At 60.5% G+C, this 17403-nt stretch carries 16 protein-coding genes; 10 read left to right on the forward strand and 6 right to left on the reverse strand.

The annotated features are described in order from the left end of the window. The first annotated feature begins 133 nt into the window (after positions 1–133). Positions 134–442 carry an integrase core domain-containing protein gene (locus OS914_RS15295; RefSeq protein ID WP_420713975.1) on the forward strand — a complete coding sequence of 103 codons (309 nt, stop codon included), beginning with the start codon at positions 134–136 and terminating at the stop codon, positions 440–442. Positions 443–675: 233 nt separating this feature from the next. Here the strand turns inward: OS914_RS15295 and OS914_RS15300 are convergent, their stop codons facing one another. Next, complete coding sequence (locus tag OS914_RS15300; protein WP_267546927.1) at positions 676–993, reverse strand: NUDIX domain-containing protein; 318 nt, start codon at positions 991–993, stop codon at positions 676–678. Positions 994–1284: 291 nt separating this feature from the next. Between OS914_RS15300 and OS914_RS15305 the strand changes: the two genes are divergently transcribed. Both OS914_RS15305 and OS914_RS18330 read left to right on the forward strand, forming a co-directional pair. Further along, entirely contained in the window at positions 1285–2232 is a 948-nt protein-coding gene (locus OS914_RS15305; protein ID WP_267546928.1) for a ketopantoate reductase family protein, read from the forward strand. 207 nt (positions 2233–2439) lie between these two features. Further along, a complete protein-coding gene (locus OS914_RS18330) occupies positions 2440–3213 on the forward strand; it encodes a class I SAM-dependent methyltransferase (RefSeq protein ID WP_420713979.1) in 774 nt (257 codons plus the stop codon). A 199-nt stretch (positions 3214–3412) separates the two neighbouring features. Here OS914_RS18330 and OS914_RS15310 read toward each other — a convergent pair whose 3' ends face one another. Together OS914_RS15310 and OS914_RS15315 are read right to left on the reverse strand one after the other, a co-directional pair. Continuing rightward, positions 3413–4141 carry an SDR family NAD(P)-dependent oxidoreductase gene (locus OS914_RS15310; protein ID WP_267546929.1) on the reverse strand — a complete coding sequence of 243 codons (729 nt, stop codon included), beginning with the start codon at positions 4139–4141 and terminating at the stop codon, positions 3413–3415. A gap of 116 nt (positions 4142–4257) precedes the next feature. Continuing rightward, a complete protein-coding gene (locus OS914_RS15315; RefSeq protein ID WP_267546930.1) occupies positions 4258–4572 on the reverse strand; it encodes an ArsR/SmtB family transcription factor in 315 nt (104 codons plus the stop codon). Between the two features lie 96 nt (positions 4573–4668). Between OS914_RS15315 and OS914_RS15320 the strand changes: the two genes are divergently transcribed. Beyond that, positions 4669–5721 (forward strand): SDR family oxidoreductase, encoded by a 1053-nt coding sequence (locus OS914_RS15320; protein ID WP_267546931.1) that lies wholly within the window; start codon positions 4669–4671, stop codon positions 5719–5721. Positions 5722–6415: 694 nt separating this feature from the next. Beyond that, the gene (locus OS914_RS15325; RefSeq protein ID WP_267546932.1) at positions 6416–7003 is read left to right on the forward strand and encodes a cysteine hydrolase family protein; all 588 of its coding nucleotides are present in this window, start codon (positions 6416–6418) and stop codon (positions 7001–7003) included. 545 nt (positions 7004–7548) lie between these two features. On the opposite strand, the gene OS914_RS15330 is transcribed toward OS914_RS15325, so the two are convergent. Continuing rightward, on the reverse strand, positions 7549–8061 hold the full coding sequence (locus OS914_RS15330) for a GNAT family N-acetyltransferase (RefSeq protein ID WP_267546933.1): 513 nt from the start codon (positions 8059–8061) through the stop codon (positions 7549–7551). A 170-nt stretch (positions 8062–8231) separates the two neighbouring features. Between OS914_RS15330 and OS914_RS15335 the strand changes: the two genes are divergently transcribed. The 3 genes from OS914_RS15335 (at position 8232) to OS914_RS15345 (ending at position 11951) form a co-directional block, all read left to right on the forward strand. Then, positions 8232–8720 carry a GNAT family N-acetyltransferase gene (locus tag OS914_RS15335; RefSeq protein ID WP_267546934.1) on the forward strand — a complete coding sequence of 163 codons (489 nt, stop codon included), beginning with the start codon at positions 8232–8234 and terminating at the stop codon, positions 8718–8720. A 336-nt stretch (positions 8721–9056) separates the two neighbouring features. Then, positions 9057–9380, forward strand: coding sequence for a hypothetical protein (locus OS914_RS15340; protein ID WP_267546935.1), 324 nt, complete (start codon positions 9057–9059; stop codon positions 9378–9380). Between the two features lie 936 nt (positions 9381–10316). After that, positions 10317–11951 (forward strand): IS30 family transposase, encoded by a 1635-nt coding sequence (locus OS914_RS15345; protein WP_267546936.1) that lies wholly within the window; start codon positions 10317–10319, stop codon positions 11949–11951. Positions 11952–12505: 554 nt separating this feature from the next. On the opposite strand, the gene OS914_RS15350 is transcribed toward OS914_RS15345, so the two are convergent. Both OS914_RS15350 and OS914_RS15355 read right to left on the reverse strand, forming a co-directional pair. Beyond that, entirely contained in the window at positions 12506–13705 is a 1200-nt protein-coding gene (locus tag OS914_RS15350) for an alkaline phosphatase family protein (protein WP_267546937.1), read from the reverse strand. 122 nt (positions 13706–13827) lie between these two features. After that, on the reverse strand, positions 13828–15888 hold the full coding sequence (locus tag OS914_RS15355) for a phosphocholine-specific phospholipase C (RefSeq protein WP_267546938.1): 2061 nt from the start codon (positions 15886–15888) through the stop codon (positions 13828–13830). 464 nt (positions 15889–16352) lie between these two features. Here OS914_RS15355 and OS914_RS15360 point away from each other — a divergent pair, with 464 nt between their 5' ends. After that, positions 16353–16733: a VOC family protein gene (locus OS914_RS15360; protein ID WP_267546939.1), complete on the forward strand. Its 381-nt coding sequence runs from the start codon at positions 16353–16355 to the stop codon at positions 16731–16733. 48 nt (positions 16734–16781) lie between these two features. Beyond that, on the forward strand, positions 16782–17195 hold the full coding sequence (locus OS914_RS15365) for a VOC family protein (protein WP_267546940.1): 414 nt from the start codon (positions 16782–16784) through the stop codon (positions 17193–17195). Positions 17196–17403: the final 208 nt, after the last annotated feature.

The following is a 17403-nucleotide window of genomic DNA, read 5'->3' on the forward strand; positions in this document are numbered from 1 at the left end:
CTAGGCCGCAATATTAAGCCGAGGAACGGGACGGAGACCCCCGAATCACCAGGGCAAGCGCACCAAGCTCGGCTTAACGTTTTCCTCGGCATAATCGCTATTAAGCCGAGCTCGGCTTAACAGCGACAGAGGAGTGCAGTATCGAGCCATCCGCTATACCGAACGCCTTGCCGAGGCCGAAGCCGTCGCCTCCGTAGGAGCTAAGGGTGATAGTTACGACAACGCCATGGCAGAGGCACTCAATTCACTCTTCAAAGCCGAGCTGATCCGCAACAAGGGACCATGGACCGGGATCAACGACCTCGAAGTGGCCGTCGCTGAATACATTGACTGGTACAACCATCGCCGCCTCCACGGAGAGATCGGCTACATCCCACCGGTGGAAGCAGAAACCAATTTCTACTCAAACCTGCCCGCCATCAAAATGATGGAACGGGTCTAACAAACCCTCCACCAAACCCGGGGCTTGACAGAGGATCCAGCAAAGCTCTCGTACGGTTCGATTGATCACCAAAGTCCGGTAAGGGTCGGTTACGAGAACGCGGTCCGAGCTGGCAGCGCCACATTGCGACGCGAATACGCGGCCGTCTCTTTTGTGATTCACAGGCAGGGTCTGAATACGTGAGATCCGTCTCCCCCTAAGCGTTAATACATCGGTCTGCCCAGTCGCACGCGTTAGGCGGCGAAGGCCGGAAACACAAAATTGAGAAGCAATGGCGCGAGCAGAAAGGCGGGTTCTGCGAAGTCTGCTGGATATACCCCACGCAGCTCCTCGATGTCACCAGACGCGACCGGCGAGATCGACACGCCACTGAGGCAGATAGTCGCGTCAATGTTCGTGTCGAACTCATTCGCAGCGGAGGCTGTCCAGCTGCCGAGCAAGGTGAAATCGGCCATCACTATCTCCACGCCCAACTCCTCGTATACTTCGCGGAGGGCAGCCGAATCAGGCCTTTCCCCGCACTCCAACTTGCAGCCACTGGTCAAAACCACTACCGCGAACGGTCAATCCAAATTGCCGTCTCCGGTCAGTTTAAAGTCGCACCTGACAGTTTTCGGCGGCTTACCTGATGACCACGAGCACCCCTGTCATCTCCGCGGCGCAGCCACAGCACCAGCTCGGGATAGTTGACGTTCTACTCTTCACTGCGAAGCTCTGCCCTGGATGGCGGCGCAACATGACCGGCGCCATACTGAGACTCGCATTCACCGCGAAAAAACATCCGGTCTAGTGTCGAGTAGGAGACGGAAAGTGAAACCCTAACGAGATATGGGAGCAATACCATGAAAATCGGAGTCATAGGGGCCGGCGGAGTTGGTGCCTATTTCGCCGCTGTCCTTTCCAAAAGCGGCAACGAAGTACACCTCCTAAGCACTAAGCGCCACGTCGAACCAATAGCCACCCACGGGCTGACCGTCACCAAGGGAGATGGAAGCCCAAGCTTCAAAACTTCCCTCGCCAGTGTCAGTTCTCAGGCAGAGTCCATCGGGGCCTGCGACGCCGTGATCCTTGCCTGCAAAGCCGGTCAGGTCTCCGAGGCAATAGCCGCCGGCCGCGCGCTCATCGGCCGTGAAACAGCAGTTCTTCCACTTCAAAACGGCGTGACGGCCTCGGAACGAATCACCGAAACTGTGGGTCCGGGCCACGCACTCGGTGGAGTCTGCATGATCATTTCCTACCTAGAAGAGCCAGGGGTCGTGCACCATGTGGGTGGCCAAGCGGCGATTACCCTGGGCGAACTCGACGGCGTGACCACAGCCCGGGTCAAGCGGCTTGCCGAGGCCCTCAGCGCGGCTGGGGTGGCCGCCACCGTCTCGGCGGACATCGTGACCGATACTTGGCGGAAGTTCATGCTCATCACCTCCTACGGCGGAGTCGGTGCCCTCTGCCGGGAACCCGTTGGCCGGACCCGGAACAACGCGCTAACGCGGTCTCTGGTGCAGGATGCCATGCGGGAAGTCGCTGACCTGGCCAGAAGTTCCGGCGCCCACCTGGGGGAATCGGATGTGACCCGAATGATGGCGCAGTTCGATGCCTTCAGCCCCGAGAGCACGGCCTCGATGCAACGCGACTTGGCAGCTGGCCGGCTTTCCGAATTGGAAGAGCAAAATGGGGCGGTGGTCCGCCTCGCGCAAAAGCATCAGGTAGCGGTACCGATCCACACCACGATCTACCGTGCCATGACCCTGCTCGATGGAGCAGCCGATCATAACACTGCACAGGGCGCCTAGCGTATTTCAAAGGGTCACCCTTCATGCTCGTGGTACCCACCCTATTTGCGGCTTCCCCCGAGTACCCCTGACTGAGCGTGTCCCGCAGAGGGTTCCGCTTACGGACTAGGTGAGAGGCCCCGATCTTGTCATGCACAGGTCAATTCCCTCGGGCCCTTCAGCGCTGTCCAGAACCTGGTGCTGGTTAGACTGGCAGGCATGGTTCCGATGCATGGCGCACCCAAAGCGACCAGCCAAAGCGCTGTTCTGCATGATGCTGTTCGCCCCGACTGGTCGGCAGAGGTGGTTTCGTGGCTGTTAGGGTCACCCCCGCCCGGCAACCGGCTAGAAGTCTTGGATCTGGGAGCCGGCACAGGATTAGGAACCCGGACCATCGCAACTCTCGGACACGCCGTCACCGCAGTCGATACAGACCAAGACATGCTGTCAATACTCCGAAAGGTCCGCCACCAGCTCCCGCCCAGGATAGCTGGTCACATCACTACGGCTAGCGGATCGGCGGAACGCATCCCTTTAGAGGATCAGAGTGTCGACGCCATTACGTGCCTCCAAGCCTGGCACTGGGTAGACCCCGAACGAGCAACGTCTGAATGCGATCGTGTACTCAAGCCCAACGGCATGCTGGGCATGGCTTGGCATACTTGGGACCGCACCGACGAATGGGTGAGAGCACTTGCGGCAATCGTAGAGCCGGAGGGAGCTCCCGTTGACCAAACCCACAGCGTACCCCGAGAGTTTGCCGAACGAGGCACCTTTGCACGTAAGGATTTCTCTTTCAATTACGAGCTGCAGGTAGAGCAACTCGTTCAACTCGCCAGCTCATGGGCTTTCGTCGCACAGAGATCCGACCAACGCGCCGTCTTGGCGGAAATCCGGTGTCTCGGCGAACTAGCAGTGTCGTTAGACACGGGCGTTCTTAGATTCCCGCACATCACGGCCGCCTTTCGCCTACAACGACCAAGGAGCGACGTCTCGGTATAGACGGAGGAGCTTTTCACAACGGTGGCTCACCTACGTCGAAAAGTGTCCCAGTAGCGGTTCCGCTACGGACAAGCGGCTAGACAGCATGGTTGCCTCTTCAACAGACCAATAAACCGTGTGACTCAGGACAGGCACGAGGGAGAATATCGGCGAGTGAGTAGAACACGTCCATATATCGCGGCGGTGCGTTCCGCATGGCTCAGAGGCCTCCGGCGACCCGCAGGTTTGCTCCGGTGACGTAGCTTGCCTCGGCTGACAACAGCCAAGCCACCGCCCCTGCGATTTCGTCGCCCTCCCCGGCACGACCCAACGGGATGACGGAGGCTACCTGCGCGGGACGGTCGGGGTCTTGGTGGAATTGCGTCCAAACAGTTCCCGGGGAAACCGCGTTCACACGAATTTCGGGTGCCAGCTCCTTCGACAGACCGACGGTTAACGCATCCACACCCGCCTTGGCAGCCGCGTAGTGCACGTAGGTGTTCGGGCTCCCGAGCGTCGCTGCTGCGGACGAGATATTGACGATCGCCCCGCCCCCGAGCTTCCCGAGTGATGTTTGAGCGTATTTGCAACAGAGAATGATACTAAACAGATTGACATCTATGTCTCGGTGGATCGCTGCCAGATCGTTGTGTTCGAGCCGCCCCACCGCAGTCGCAGCGCCCGCGTTGTTGACCACGCCCGTAACTTTGCCGAATCGGTCGGCGGCATTAAACATCGCAGCCACTGACACTTCCTCGACGGTATCGACCTGCACGCACAGCGCTCGCTGATCCAGAGCACGGATCTCCACTGCAACAGATTCTGCAGACTCGGCATCGGACCGGAAACCAATCACGACATCACGGCCCGCTTGGGCCAGTCTCAGACAGATCGCTCGACCGATCCCGCGCCCGCCACCGGTCACCACCACCACTTCCGAGTTACTCATTTCACAATGGTAGCTGCGCTCCAAGGGCAGTCTTTCAGGAAGGGTTTTCTCTGAGGATGTCCGCCAGGGTGCCATATTGTCGAGGTTCGGGTGATGATCTTTCCTTCTGTAAGCAGTTAGATATTGGAGCCGATGGCTTTGCCGAGCTTGGCGATGGTCTGCTCATTGCGTCGGTAGTGGGAGAACTGGCCGATGCGAGTGCAGATCACGAGATCTGCGCGCTGCAGCGTCGCCATGAACTGTGAAGCGGTGGATTGAGACACTTCCGCACGAGCTTGGATATGCTTCAAGCACACTCCGACCTCCTCCGCTGGCCGGTCCTGCGGCGGAAATGAATTGCCGTCCTTGAGCCAGCCCAGAATCGCCAAGCGAGTTGGGTGGCCGAGCGCTTTGAACGCGCTCACCAGCTGATCATCACTAAGTTCTCCCATACCTCCACTCTAACTCTAAATCGTAATATCACGATCTCACGATGATGTGCTACAACTTAGATCGGTACATCACGATTTTACGATGAAGGAGAAGTCATGGCAACGAAAACTGCTTTGGTCGCCGGCGCGCGGGGTGTGATCGGCGGAAACCTGATCGAGCATCTGGACCGTGCTGGAGATTGGAAGATCATCGGACTATCACGGCGGGGAGGAGCCAGTCAGGGTTCGATTCGACATCTTGCCGTCGATCTCCTGGACAGAGAAGACACCGCAGTGAAGCTCTCCAGCCTGACCGGAGTCACTCATATTTTCTATGCCGCCTATCAGGATCGCACCAGCTGGGCAGAGCTCGTGCCACCCAACGTGGCGATGCTCACCAACGTTATCGATGCGATCGAACCCGTGGCCCCGCACCTGGAACACATCAGCTTGATGCAAGGGTACAAAGTTTACGGCGCTCATCTAGGGGCATTCTCTACCCCCGCCCGCGAAGACGATCCCCCGCACATGCCGCCGGAGTTCAACGTCGACCAGCAACAGTTCCTTCAACGCCGAAAGGTCAACGCCAAGTGGTCGTGGTCCGCACTCCGACCCTCAGTAGTGGCTGGTATTGGACTCGGTAACCCCATGAACCTGGCCATGGTGATTGCCGTGTACGCCTCCATCAGCAAAGAACTCGGCGTCCCCTTCCGGTTCCCCGGCAAACCCGGAGCCTACACAAGCCTGATCGAAATGACCGACTCAGGACTACTGGCTGAAGCGACCGTCTGGGCTGCAACGAACCCCGACAGCAGGAACCAAGCTTTCAACATCACCAACGGAGACATGTTCCGCTGGTCCTCGATGTGGCCAAAAATTGCCGCGTTCTTCGACCTCGACGTCGCCCCACCTCTGCAGATGAGCCTGAGCGACGTGATGGCAGACAAATCTGACATCTGGGATGCAATGGTGGCAAAGCACGCACTGACGAAAACGCCCTACTCTGACGTGTCCTCCTGGCAGTTCGGCGACTTCGTCTTTGCCTGGGACTACGACGTCATCGCCGACACCTCGAAGTCCAGACGTTTTGGCTTCCACACCTATGTCGACAGCGAGGCGATGTTCCTGAAAATCTTCCAAAACCTCCGAGACCAACGGATGATTCCTTAAGGAACCGGCAGAAGCTTCGCAGCCAAAGGGCCTGCCTGCAAGCTGTCCTGACGCGGCCGCTGCTCGAGCTGCGGCCGCGTCAAGACGGTGGTGGCTAACGACGAGACAGTGTTGCACGAGCTCGGATTGAGTCTCACGGATCTTTTACGCACCACGATCTATTGACGGACTACAAGGACTTTGAAGCGATCAATACCGTATATCCCAACCGTATATCCCAACCGCTTGCGTGAACCCTTCCCTGTGCGGACAACACTTCAAGTGGCGGCGCTACCGCTTGGTGCGAAGGTCCAAATCGATACCGTTATCGGTCTCTAGAATCTGATCGCTCAGGCTTCCCCTGCGGGCTCTCGTCTCGATCTCGCAGCGTCCCGGGCTTAGATTCCTTGACGGCCCCCAGCTGACCGCTAGGGCAGAGTAGTCAATATAGCGACAGTTACTGACCTCGTGCGGATGCAGCAGCAGCGGCCAACGGGTCTCGCGGTGCCCGGCCAAGAATCCGGGTGATGTCATCGGTGGTTTCATCAAGGAATCCGTGGGCATCGGCCGTGTGGATGGAGCCACCAGAGCCTCGGGTCGACGGTGGGTCGGATCAGCGGCGCGATCTACGGGCCCGGGTGCGGCTGTTCTCGAGCACATCTTGCGAGTACGACCAATGGGAGTTGCTATCATCGCAGAAGTGAAGACTTCTTCCTTGCCACTCACCCTTGATCCCCGCGCCGCACTGGTGATCGTCGACGTTCAAGAGGCCTTCGATGACGCCGCCTACTGGGGTCCGCGCGATAACCCCTCCTGCGAGGTGAACATCGGCGCCCTGCTGACGCGCTGGCGGGAAACCGGCCGCCCCATCGTTTTCGTTCGCCACGACTCCACCACGCCCTCCTCGCCCCTGCATCCGGACAACCCCGGCAACGCGTTCAAGGAAATTATCACCGGCGCCCCGGATCTCCTGGTGCGCAAGAACGTCAACTCCAGCTTTCACGGCACCCCTGACCTGCATTCCTGGCTGCAGGAGAACGGCATCAAGGAGCTGGTCGTTTGCGGAATCACCACCAATCACTGCTGCGAGACTACTGCCCGAGTCGGGGGCAACCTCGGCTATCGGGTGTACTTCGCCCTGGATGCCACCCACACCTTTGACCGCACCGCTCCGGACGGTGAGAACGTTGCCGCAGCTGTGCTGTCCCGGATGACCGGGGTGAATTTACACGAAGAGTTCGCCACGGTCGTCACCACCGCCGGCTTGCTCGAACAGGTACAGCAACCCGCCACCGCCCGGTAACCGGAGCGGACAGGACTGTCTGTCGCACGTTTTCCCTACGGGACGGCCACGCTGCGAAGTCTTCAACGCCAGCACGCCTTGTTTCGGCGGCGCGGTCCACGACCGGCTGAGGGTAGAGCTGAAAGGTTGGCGTCTCGAACGGAGCGAGAACGTGCTCGGTCTTCCATATTGGGCTGTTACCGCTCAGACGGTTTCGTTCTGTCCTGAGTCCGCCAGGGTGACGCCGGCGACGGACCAGTTCTCACGAGGGAGGTCGTGCAAAACCAACCGGATAATGTAGGGGCGGATTTCCATGGCTTCCAGGTAAGCGGCCGTCGGTGCAGTACGGAATCGGCGCTTTTTAAGCGGAGGAGGGGTGCGCACTGAAAGCCTGAATAAGCGGCTTGTTCAGGCTCTCACGCTGTCCGCGAAAGAACAGGTTAGGGTCGGGGCCCGCGGGCCCCGCAGTGAAGGCGCAAACAAGGGGCGGAAAGCCCGGAACCAATACCGACCGGTGCCCGGTAAAGGCACGGCAACTGCGACATTGCATGCGATGATGGCCGGCTTCATCCCACCTTGTACTTAAAACCACGGTGTGATCCAACGAATCCCAATCGCTCATAAAAGCGGTGTGCGTCCTGACGTGCCTCGTCAGACGTGAGTTGGACAAGCGACGCCTCAACGGCGGGGGCAGCACTTCCAGTGACCCACCGCATCATGGCTGATCCGACGCCACTTGACCTCTTGTCGCTGCGGACACGGACAGCTTCGATCAGAAGCCGAGTCGACCCACGTCGGGCCATGCCAGGTATCCGGGTGAGCTGCATTGTGGCCAGGGGCTCGTCTGTCTCATTCACGACAACGAGTAGGTCGTTGGAGGGGTCTGCGCCGATCGCGGTTAATGCAGACCGGTAAGCGGCGGCATCAGAATCGTCGGCCTTGTCACCCCTCGTTGCGCTGATTGCATCGTCCGCGAGAAGGAGCATCAGTGCACTGAGGTCATTGTCGGAGGCCCTGCGCAGGGTGAACTTCTGTGCCTTAGCGCTGAGGGTAACGGGTAGGTTCAGAGTACGAATCATTCTTTCAGTCTCCCATTTATCGTCCTGTGGAGCCGCCCGGTAAAGGATCCCCTTGTGAAGCACCGCAGTACCCATGTCCGCGCCCGTCGGCAAACCCGTACCGGCCCGCGACTCTCCGGCAGAAAAGCCTCGACCGAGAGTAGTTGGGTCTGTTTGCGTAATCTGAACAGATGCATGCAGCTATAGAGGTACGGCGCGCGGTGGAGTCGGACGCGGACGGCATCGCCCATGTCCACATCCAAGCGTGGCGTGAGGCATACGCTCACCTACTTGAAGAAGAGACATTGGCCGGCCTCCAGGAAAAGCCTCGAGCCGACCGCTGGCGAGACATTATTGGCGACGACGCAACCCACGTGTGGGTCGCCGTCGACGAAGAGGTCATCGTCGGATGGGCAACCGCAAGTGCCGGGCGAGACAACGACGCACCACACCCATTGGAGCTGGAGGGCATCTACGTGCTGGCGAGCCATTACGGCAGTGGAACAGGACAATCCCTTCTCAATGCCAGCATCGACCAACGGCACGCCTACCTCTGGATGGCAGCGGACAACCCACGTGCTCACGCGTTTTACCGGCGAAATGGGTTCACGCACGACGGCGCCACAGAGACTAAAAGCCTTGCCGGACATCCCGTAGAAGTGATCAGACTCAGTCGATAACACCCGGCGAACACAGAGATGTTCCGCTCAGCGTTCCCCTGCGGGACCCGTTTGCTGCACATGGAAGGGCAATTACTTCGCGACCAAGCTTGTCTGTTCCTGGTCACGTTGGCCCTGCTAACGGGGTGCTGCACCTCAGCTACCCCCAAGATGGCTCTTGGAGCTAAGGACATGGTTGAGTTCCAGCAACGAGGCCACGACTTTGCCCCGACCGGCTCTTACGCCAAGATGGAGCAGACCCAAAGGAGCGCAACGCCGCAGTGGGCTAATTCGATAGGGCTGTGACCCTGAAAGCCACGCGAGACGAGGTGTACTTACACGTTATACGCTGGCGTCATGGCACCACCGGAGAAAGGGCCGCTGAAGAATGACTCACGGCAATGGCCAGCAGGTTCGCTCGAGGGGATGCCGCCGAAAAAACGCCGATTCATCGTCTGGTGGCTCGTCTTCTCCTGCCTGTTGTATCCGGTCGTGGCCTTTCCATTGAAGCTTATTGGCGTCCCATATTCTATCGCGGTGTTACTTTCATTCCTCGTCTTCTTTGTCGTCGCTATCCCGGTCATAAGGGCTGCGCGGAGAGAGAAGCGCGAGCTCTTCCAGACAAAGGACGAGGAGCTCCCAGAAAATGACGCGCCAGGATCTGTTTCGCCCCATGCCTAACCAGGCGCAGTTGGGGCAACCTAAGAACCATGCAGGGTTCGTTGCAATGGCACTCAGCCTGCGGAAGTGTGGCCCGCGACATCATCATGGCCTGATTGCGAGTAACCGGAGATTAAAGGCGCAGGGCCCATCATCGTTGTTCACGAAATGGAGGATGGCCGCGCTATCGAGCTGGAAGGCCGGCGGGACGTGTAGCGGTCTGCAGGGGGTGTTGTTTGATGAGGCAAGAAACCGCAAGCACCCCACGCTTAGTGTCCATTTTACCAGCCGGTCGGGCGCGACAAGGCTAGCGGGGGCGTTCAGCCTTGGCCAGTTATGCTTCAGCCGTCGCCCGGGCTCGGCAGTGCTCATGGGCTGCATCTCTGCGGCAGCGTCGTGGGGAGTACATGACCTCATCGATTTCGCTGGGGTCATTACGGCGGACAAGGCGCCGGCATCGATGTCACCTTCCTTCACGTCGCTCGAGAAGGGCCCAGAAAACCGAGCGACACCCGTTACCACGAAGATGCCCACCCAGACGAATGACGCCAGCTGCGTGGCATCTCTTCGACCAACCATTCTGGTCGATGCGCGGGGCCTTGCGCCATGTCTTCTATCACTCTAAGAAATCCTCTGCGCAAGTTTGATTAACCGAATCGAACGACGGCAAAGCGCAGCACGCGTCCTGGCTGGAGGTAGGTGACGCCACTCTCGTGCGCGAAACAGGGGCGAAAATGGTGGCCCGTGACCATGCAGTTCGGTCATGGTTTGAATGTACCGTTTAGCCTCCGCGGGATTCTATCGATCGAAGCAACACCTATTTCAAGGTGATTCGATATGCATTTGAGTTCTTCTTCTCCAACAGGCATCAGGTTTTTGGCTTCAATTAAGCATGGACATGGTCTCAAACCTTCCGCACGGGCGGCCGGAATCCACCGGGAAGTCGGATATCGCTGGTTGCGTGAAAGTTATTTGGGATTCCGTCGCGATGGATTGAGCCCGGCCGAGGCAACGGAGACGTTGGGGTTCACGACCTCCAGGCTCCCGGCGTGGGAGGCGGCAGTCGGCGCGGCCTCAGGCCGCCATCATCTGCAGGTCAGCGTTGAAGCCGAAGCCACATTCTGGGAGGCATTTGTTGCTGGCAAAAACCTTGCCCAGTCGGCTCTTGCGGCTGGCGTTGGCCGCTCGACGGCGTACCGGTGGCTGCAGGCACGCTTCGACCGGCTCCGAGGCCAGAAGGTCACCCTGAAGCGTTGTCAGGCGCTGCTGCGGCTATCGGACCAGCGCTGCCACGGCTTGGAACATGAACGCCTCATCCGACTAGCAACGAAGCGAAATGCGGCTGCCGCGGCACAACACGCCGCCGTCTTGTCCTCGGGGCACTACGCGGACCAGGTGCTGACTTCAACGGTGTCGGAGGCGAAACAGCGCCGCGCCGATCGGAACACGAAGTATTGGCAGCACATGCGGGAAGGCAAAAGCAACGCGGAAGCATGCAGACTTCTGGGTATGCACCGACGGACAGGCACCATGCTGCGGCAAGCCAATAACTACCGAATCCCCTCCCATAAACCTGAAAAAGTAGCGGCGGGCCGCTACCTTGAGACGCGGGAACGGCTGCAGATCGCCGACCTGCTGGACCTAGGTCATTCCATGCGTGCGGTGGCCCGTGAGTTGGGCCGACATCCTTCCACCATCAAACGGGAATTGGACCGCCACAGGGATCTCGAAGGGCGGTATCTTCCGCACACCGCCGACCACGATGCCCGGGCGCAACGGGCCCGGCCCAAGGCCTACAAACTCGTTGCCAATTCACGGCTGCGCAGGCTCGTTCAACGCAAGCTAAACCGCTGCTGGTCCCCGGACGAAATCTGCGGATGGATGAAGAAGACCTATCCCGACGACTGCTCGCTGCGGCTCTGTCCCGAGACCATCTATCGGTCACTGTTACTGCGGGAGGGGCAGGGACTGAACAAGCGCTATGCCACCAAGCTGCGGACCGGTCGAAGGATCCGCAAGACCCGCTGGCGGAACCGGACTGGGCAAGGCTCAAGGATCCGCAACATGACGATGATCGACCAGCGTCCGGCCGAGGTTGAAACCCGTTTGGAGGCCGGCCATTGGGAGGGGGATTTGGTGATCGGGGTTGGATCCGTTTCAGCGATGGTGACCTTGCGAGAGCGGAAGACCCAGTATGGAATCGTCGTTAATCTGCCGCATGACCATACCGCGGCAAGTGTGAACGCAGCTATCATCGGTGCGTTCACAAAGCTGCCGCCTGCCTTGAAGCGAACGCTGACATGGGACCAAGGCGTGGAAATGGCGTCGCATGAGGATCTCACCGAGGAAACCGGGGTGCCGGTGTATTTCGCCGAGCGTTCCAGTCCCTGGCAACGCGGCGCAAACGAGAACTTCAACGGCCTTCTTCGCCAATATTTCCCCAAGGGCACCAATCTCGCCGTTCACAGCACCCAGCACGTCTCGAACGTCATGCGCGCACTCAACACGCGGCCCAGGAAGACCATGGGCTACGACACCCCCGCTGCACGGTTCAGGGCCGAACGCGGTGCATCAATTACAACTATGAGGTAGCCTCGAAATATCGGGACAACGGCCCCAATTTCATTCAATTGTTGCGTCGACCGATGGAATCCGCCCTCCCTTCACCGGGCATTATTGGGGGCGGGTCTTACGGGAATCGGAGGGTTGTGGAAACGCGCTATTTTTAGTCCGGAGAAATTAGGTGGCCCCTGCGCTGTTGGGGGACCGGCTAACGGGCGCTGGCACGGAGCGTTTTTCCAGCATCCGGACTCTTAGCCGCGTGGGGGCAGTGCCAGCCAGTTTTGCGACGCGGGCTATGGCTGTCAGCCGTTAGATACGCCGGCTTCGTCTCGAGGGGGAGCCGGACATGAGCGTTGTAGCGTTAGGGGCTGCACGGCTGCCGGGCAACGTCGCCGACCCCTTAAGGCATGAGTGCATCCACTACAAATGCCTGGGTCAGCTCCTTATGTCGATAGCGGCAACCAAGGGGAAAATAGCACGGCTGCCTGCCCGTATGGCGTGCGGGCAGGCAGCCGGTCATGGTGAGTATGGGCTGTTCCAAGCCCCTTGTGTTTGGGCTGGAATCGCCGGGGTTGTTTTGCGGGTCAGGGGCGGAAGAGCTCCTCGAAAGTTCCCGATGTGGTGGGCGAGCATGTGTTGTCCAGGCAGCCCAGGTGCCACAGGTGCTCGATGGTGGAGAGCAGGGTGTAGTGGTCTGAAAGCTTGTCCGTTGTCTTGTGCGGGCCTTCAGCTGAGTTGATCACGATCATCGGTGCGTGCCCGCCGCCGAGGACGGCGCCGTTCTGACCGACCGGGCTGCCCGGTCCGCCGGTGGATCCGGAGTAGTCGTTCTCGTCCCAGGCCAGGACGATACTGGATTTGGTCGTCTTCCACGTCGGGGAGTCCGTGATCTGCTGGACCGTCTGCTTGACGTAGGCGTCCCCGAGCTGGATCGCGCCGTGGTCAAGGCCCGAGTCCGGGAAGCCGCACTGGGGCAGGTTGATGAGGGCCGCCCCGGAGGGGGAGATCCCGTGCATGTCGTGGCACTGGTTCGGGCTGATCCAGACGAAGTTCGGCACGTTGCCGCTCGCCAGGTCGGTCTTGAGGTTGTTCTCCTGCGGCACGATGTTTTGCAGGCGCGGGCTTCCCGGGTAGTTGATGTCCGAGAAGTACATGAATGGGTTGTGCTTCTGGGCGTACAGCTTCACCGTGGCTGAGCCGATCGTGGGCGCGTACTCGACCTGGGAGCCGGCGCTCGGAAGGCTCTCCATGTACGCCTTCCAGCTCAGGCCCTTATTCTCGAGCTGGTCAACAATGTTCTTGCCCGAGAACATGTGCGGGGTGGACGAGGCGCTGTCGACCTGCGCCGGGGTGAGGAGCCCTGTGGCTCCCGGGTCGCCGGAGCCCGGGACGAACTCTTCCGGGGCGCACGTGACATTCGCCCCGGCCTTGCAGTCGTCCCAGATGCCCTGGGTGCTTCCCGAAATGGTTGCAAGGTAGTTCGGCATGCTCGGGTGGGTGACGCCGTGGTAGTTCGCCGCGGTGTTGTAGCGCCGGGCGAGGGTATTGATGTAGGGCGCGTCGGCGGTGTTGCCGATGACCTGGTCGTAGCCGTGGTTCTCCATCATGATGACGAAAACATGGTCAGGACCATTCGCCCCCTGCCCGCCGGCCTGGGCGACAGAGCCCGACGTCGTCTGCGCATCCGCGGGTGCAGCCGCACCGGCGACTGCAAATCCAGTGAACGCGACGGCGGCAGCAAACGCCGCAGCGCCTGCCCTCCGGCTCTTTAGCACATTGAGCATTGGATATTCCTTTCGGGTGCGCCCCGGACGGGCGCCTGTTTCTCGAATAAATCAGCAAGGTAAGGCACAGTCCTCGGCGAAGGGAACGGCAGTCGCCAGCACTCGCGCCGACACTGGTCCGGTTATCGGCCCAGCTGGGGATCGCTCGTGAGCTGACGGCCGTTCTCGAGCCGGCCGGCGAGGACGCGGACGAGCTTCGGGTCGCTGGCGGAGGTGATCGTCAGGTCGTACCAGCCGCCCTGGGTCGGGATAACGACGGGCTTGCTCTGGCCCGGGTTGAGCGAGAGGGTCTGGGTACCGGCGCCGTACGCATCCTTCAGGGTCAGGGCCATCCCTGCAGGGCCGGTGTTCTCGATCCGGAACTGCGCGTGCGGTGACTTGCCGTCAGTGGTGACGGTGACGCGGAGGTCCGCGGCCGCCGTCGTGCCGGCAAGGTGCCGGTACCAGCCGGCCGGGCCGTGCATGTGCACGTCGTACTCGGCACCGAGCGTCCAGGCCGCGTCCAGTGAGGCCGACGCCCCGATGGTGTATGAATACGGAGCCTGCGCCAGCAGGTTCGATCGGACCTGCACATGCGCGCCGAGGCTGCCCCGGTTCAACCAACGCGCCGTGAGTTTACCTGCCTCGATCTTCGTTTCGACGTCCAGGGCGTAACCGAGCGGGCGGGACGGACGCGTGCCTTTCTCCTGGGACGGCATTGAATTCGTCGCCGGGGGCGTCGGCACGTAGCTCGGGTGTCGGCTGTGGTCCACCGGCTTGTAGGCCGAGGTGTCCGGCAGGGCCGGGGCCGTACCGCCGGCCGCAGAGAAGTCGAACGCGCTGGTGAGGTCGCCGCTGACCGTGCGGCGCCACGGTGTGATGTTCGGCGACGCCACGCCGAAGCGGGTCTCGAGGAAGCGGATGATCGATGTGTGGTCGAACGTTTCCGAACAGACCCAGCCGCCCATGCTCCACGGGGAGACGACGATCATCGGCACGCGAACGCCAAGGCCGAAGTGTCCCGGGACGTCCTTGCTGCCGTAGAAGGTCGGGGTACCGTCGTACCACTCACCGGCCGTCGAGACCGTGGATGCACCCGGGATCTGCGGGGTGTTCGGGTGCGGCGGGACAACGTGGTCAAAGAACCCGTCGTTCTCGTCATACATGAACAGCACAGCCGTCTTGCTCCAGACATCCGGGGTGGAGGTGAGGATGTCCAGGACGTTAGCCGCGTACCAGGCGCCGAAGTTCGGCGGCCAGTTCGAGTGCTCCGAGTAGGCCTCCGGAGCCACAATGTAGGACACCTGCGGAAGTTTCCCTGCGGAGACGTCCTCACGGAAGATGCTGAAGAGGTCCTCTCCGGCCTTCGCGTTCGTACCGGTCCGCGCCTTCTCATACAACGGCGTGCCCGGCTTCGCGTCCTGGTACTGCTTGAAATACAGGAGCGAGTTGTCCCCATAGTTGCCGATGTACGGGTCACCGGTCCAGCCCTCATAGTGCGCCGGGTCCAGGCCCTCGCCGCTGTCCTGATAGACCTTCCAGCTCACGCCGGCCTTCTCAAGCTCCTCTGGGTAGGTGCTCCACCAGTAGCCTTTCTCGTCGTTCCACAGGTCCGGCCCGCCGCCCTTGCGGTCCGGGTCGTCGCCGCCAGCGAACATGAAGTAGCGGTTCGGGTCCGTCGGACCCAGCACGGAGCAGTGGTACTGGTCACATACCGTGAACGCGTCCGCGAGTGCGAAATGGAACGGAATGTCCTGACGCCCGTAAAAGGCCATGGTCGCATCCGACTTCGCGGGCAGCCACCGGTCATACTTGCCCGCGTTGAAGGCCTCGTGGGTCATCTTCCACGAGTGGTCGAGGTCCTCCATGAACTGCATGCCCAGGTTCGGCGCGTCCGGGTGGTACGGGAGGACATCACGCGTGCCGTTGTTCTGGTGAAAGGCGTCCTTGCCGCTGGGCAGGACCGCGGGGTGCGGGTCCGAGAACCCGCGCACACCCTTCAACGTGCCGAAATAGTGATCAAATGCCCGGTTCTCCTGCATGAAGATCACCACATGCTCAATATCCTTGATCGAGCCGGTAGCCCGGTTGGCCGGGATCGAGGCAGCGCGTGCAACGCTTTGGCCGAGCATCTCGGCGATCGCGGTACTCGCAGCACCCGCTCCCGCGAGCTGAAGAAAACGTCGACGATCGAGACCGGGCATGAATTGCTCCTCGTACTAGATATGGCTGGCGACCCCCCAAGGCAGTGTTCCAGCACCAGGTAAAGCACAGGTATCGACACGGTAAACTCTCGGTGGCGTCCACGATGGGAAAACACCAGCAGCAACCACGGGCAATGAACCTCCACGCAACGAACGCTCATGAGACAAAGACGTTCCCGGCTAACTCGTCCAGCGCGGGAGGCACCAGCAACCTCACCACCCCTGCCCCACGCACGTCCACAGTGTTGACGTCAACCCCTATGCCCCAGCTGCACCTCCAGGACCCTGGTGCTCAATTACAGCGAATCACCGAACTTTCGGTCATTCGCCGGAGTTGGACGGTGCCCGGTAAAGGATCGGCTTACGGGCGGCCACATGAGTGAGCTCATATGACGGATGAGCCATAAACGAGTCCTTGGGCATGCCCCTTGTGATTGGTCGTGTGTATGTGATGCAGTGAGTCGATGCATCGCATCCTTCTCCGCGAGGTTGTCATAGACGCCCCGGATGACGTGTTCACCGCAACTCGGCAATTCTGGTCCTCCGCGCTGCTCGCGGAAGCGAGGTTAGTGGAGGATTACCCCGAGTTCACTGGCCTCGCCCACCCGGCCGCGATGTCCTGGGTTGGACTCCAAATCGTGGGCGACGCAGCCGCGCGACTACACCTCGATATCGAAACCGACGACGTAGACGATGCTGAAGTACGACGACTGGCGGACTTAGGTGCAACAATCGTTGCCCAAAGGCGGGCATGGGTAGTGCTGAAAGACCCCGCCGGATTATTGTTCTGCGTTGTTTCCCACGACTCCCCCTGGTTCGAAGAGCGAGCACGCGTCGTTCCCTGACACACGCGATGCTGGCGAGAAACCCTCGATGATCATTAGGCTCAACCCATGACCGGATACCCGCAGCTGCTCCACACGGTCCTCGACACTACTGATGTGCGAGGACTGGCGGACTTCTACCGCCTGCTTCTCGGACTCCAGTACCGGCCAGGAGACGAGCCTCCGACAGAGGGCACGCTCGATGACGTCGATTGGTTGGTACTGACCGACGCGCACGGCAACCGCAAGCTCGCTTTCCAGCACGTTGATCACCTGAAGCGGACAACATGGCCCTTGCCTGATGTGCCGATGCAGATGCACCTCGACCTCAGCGTTCCCGACCGGGAAACACTCGCATACCAACACTCCAGAGCATTGGCGTTAGGAGCTGAGCTCCTCTTCCACCGCACGGAAGACCCCGACGAGCCGTTATACGTCTACGCCGATCCGGCCGGCCATCCGTTCTGCATTTTCGTCGCCTGAAGCAGACTCGAGTCTTTCCGCACGTTTGGCAGACGATGGGCTTGCGGGATTACTTGACCGGCCACATATCGCTGCGGAAACCGTGCCACTTACCGCTGCAACTCACATTTTTGCGGCCGGGGAGTGGGACGGGGTGTCGCGGTAGGGGTTCCCCTCTGGAACTGCCATGGAGCGGCTTTTCAGCTCCAGCGCGCGCATGAATCCACGG

It is taken from the genome of Arthrobacter endolithicus (assembly GCF_026627425.1).
GTDB lineage: Bacteria > Actinomycetota > Actinomycetes > Actinomycetales > Micrococcaceae > Arthrobacter_M.

Bases quoted from the DNA above. Each gene is read 5' to 3' on its own strand.
- OS914_RS15350 (WP_267546937.1), bottom strand. From the start codon at position 13,705: ATGCTCAATGTGCTAAAGAGCCGGAGGGCAGGCGCTGCGGCGTTTGCT.
- OS914_RS15330 (WP_267546933.1), bottom strand. From the start codon at position 8,061: ATGATTCGTACTCTGAACCTACCCGTTACCCTCAGCGCTAAGGCACAG.
- OS914_RS15340 (WP_267546935.1), top strand. From the start codon at position 9,057: ATGGCACCACCGGAGAAAGGGCCGCTGAAGAATGACTCACGGCAATGG.
- OS914_RS15355 (WP_267546938.1), bottom strand. From the start codon at position 15,888: ATGCCCGGTCTCGATCGTCGACGTTTTCTTCAGCTCGCGGGAGCGGGT.
- OS914_RS15365 (WP_267546940.1), top strand. From the start codon at position 16,782: ATGACCGGATACCCGCAGCTGCTCCACACGGTCCTCGACACTACTGAT.
- OS914_RS15315 (WP_267546930.1), bottom strand. From the start codon at position 4,572: ATGGGAGAACTTAGTGATGATCAGCTGGTGAGCGCGTTCAAAGCGCTC.
- OS914_RS15320 (WP_267546931.1), top strand. From the start codon at position 4,669: ATGGCAACGAAAACTGCTTTGGTCGCCGGCGCGCGGGGTGTGATCGGC.
- OS914_RS18330 (WP_420713979.1), top strand. From the start codon at position 2,440: ATGCATGGCGCACCCAAAGCGACCAGCCAAAGCGCTGTTCTGCATGAT.
- OS914_RS15335 (WP_267546934.1), top strand. From the start codon at position 8,232: ATGCATGCAGCTATAGAGGTACGGCGCGCGGTGGAGTCGGACGCGGAC.
- OS914_RS15305 (WP_267546928.1), top strand. From the start codon at position 1,285: ATGAAAATCGGAGTCATAGGGGCCGGCGGAGTTGGTGCCTATTTCGCC.
- OS914_RS15310 (WP_267546929.1), bottom strand. From the start codon at position 4,141: ATGAGTAACTCGGAAGTGGTGGTGGTGACCGGTGGCGGGCGCGGGATC.
- OS914_RS15360 (WP_267546939.1), top strand. From the start codon at position 16,353: ATGCATCGCATCCTTCTCCGCGAGGTTGTCATAGACGCCCCGGATGAC.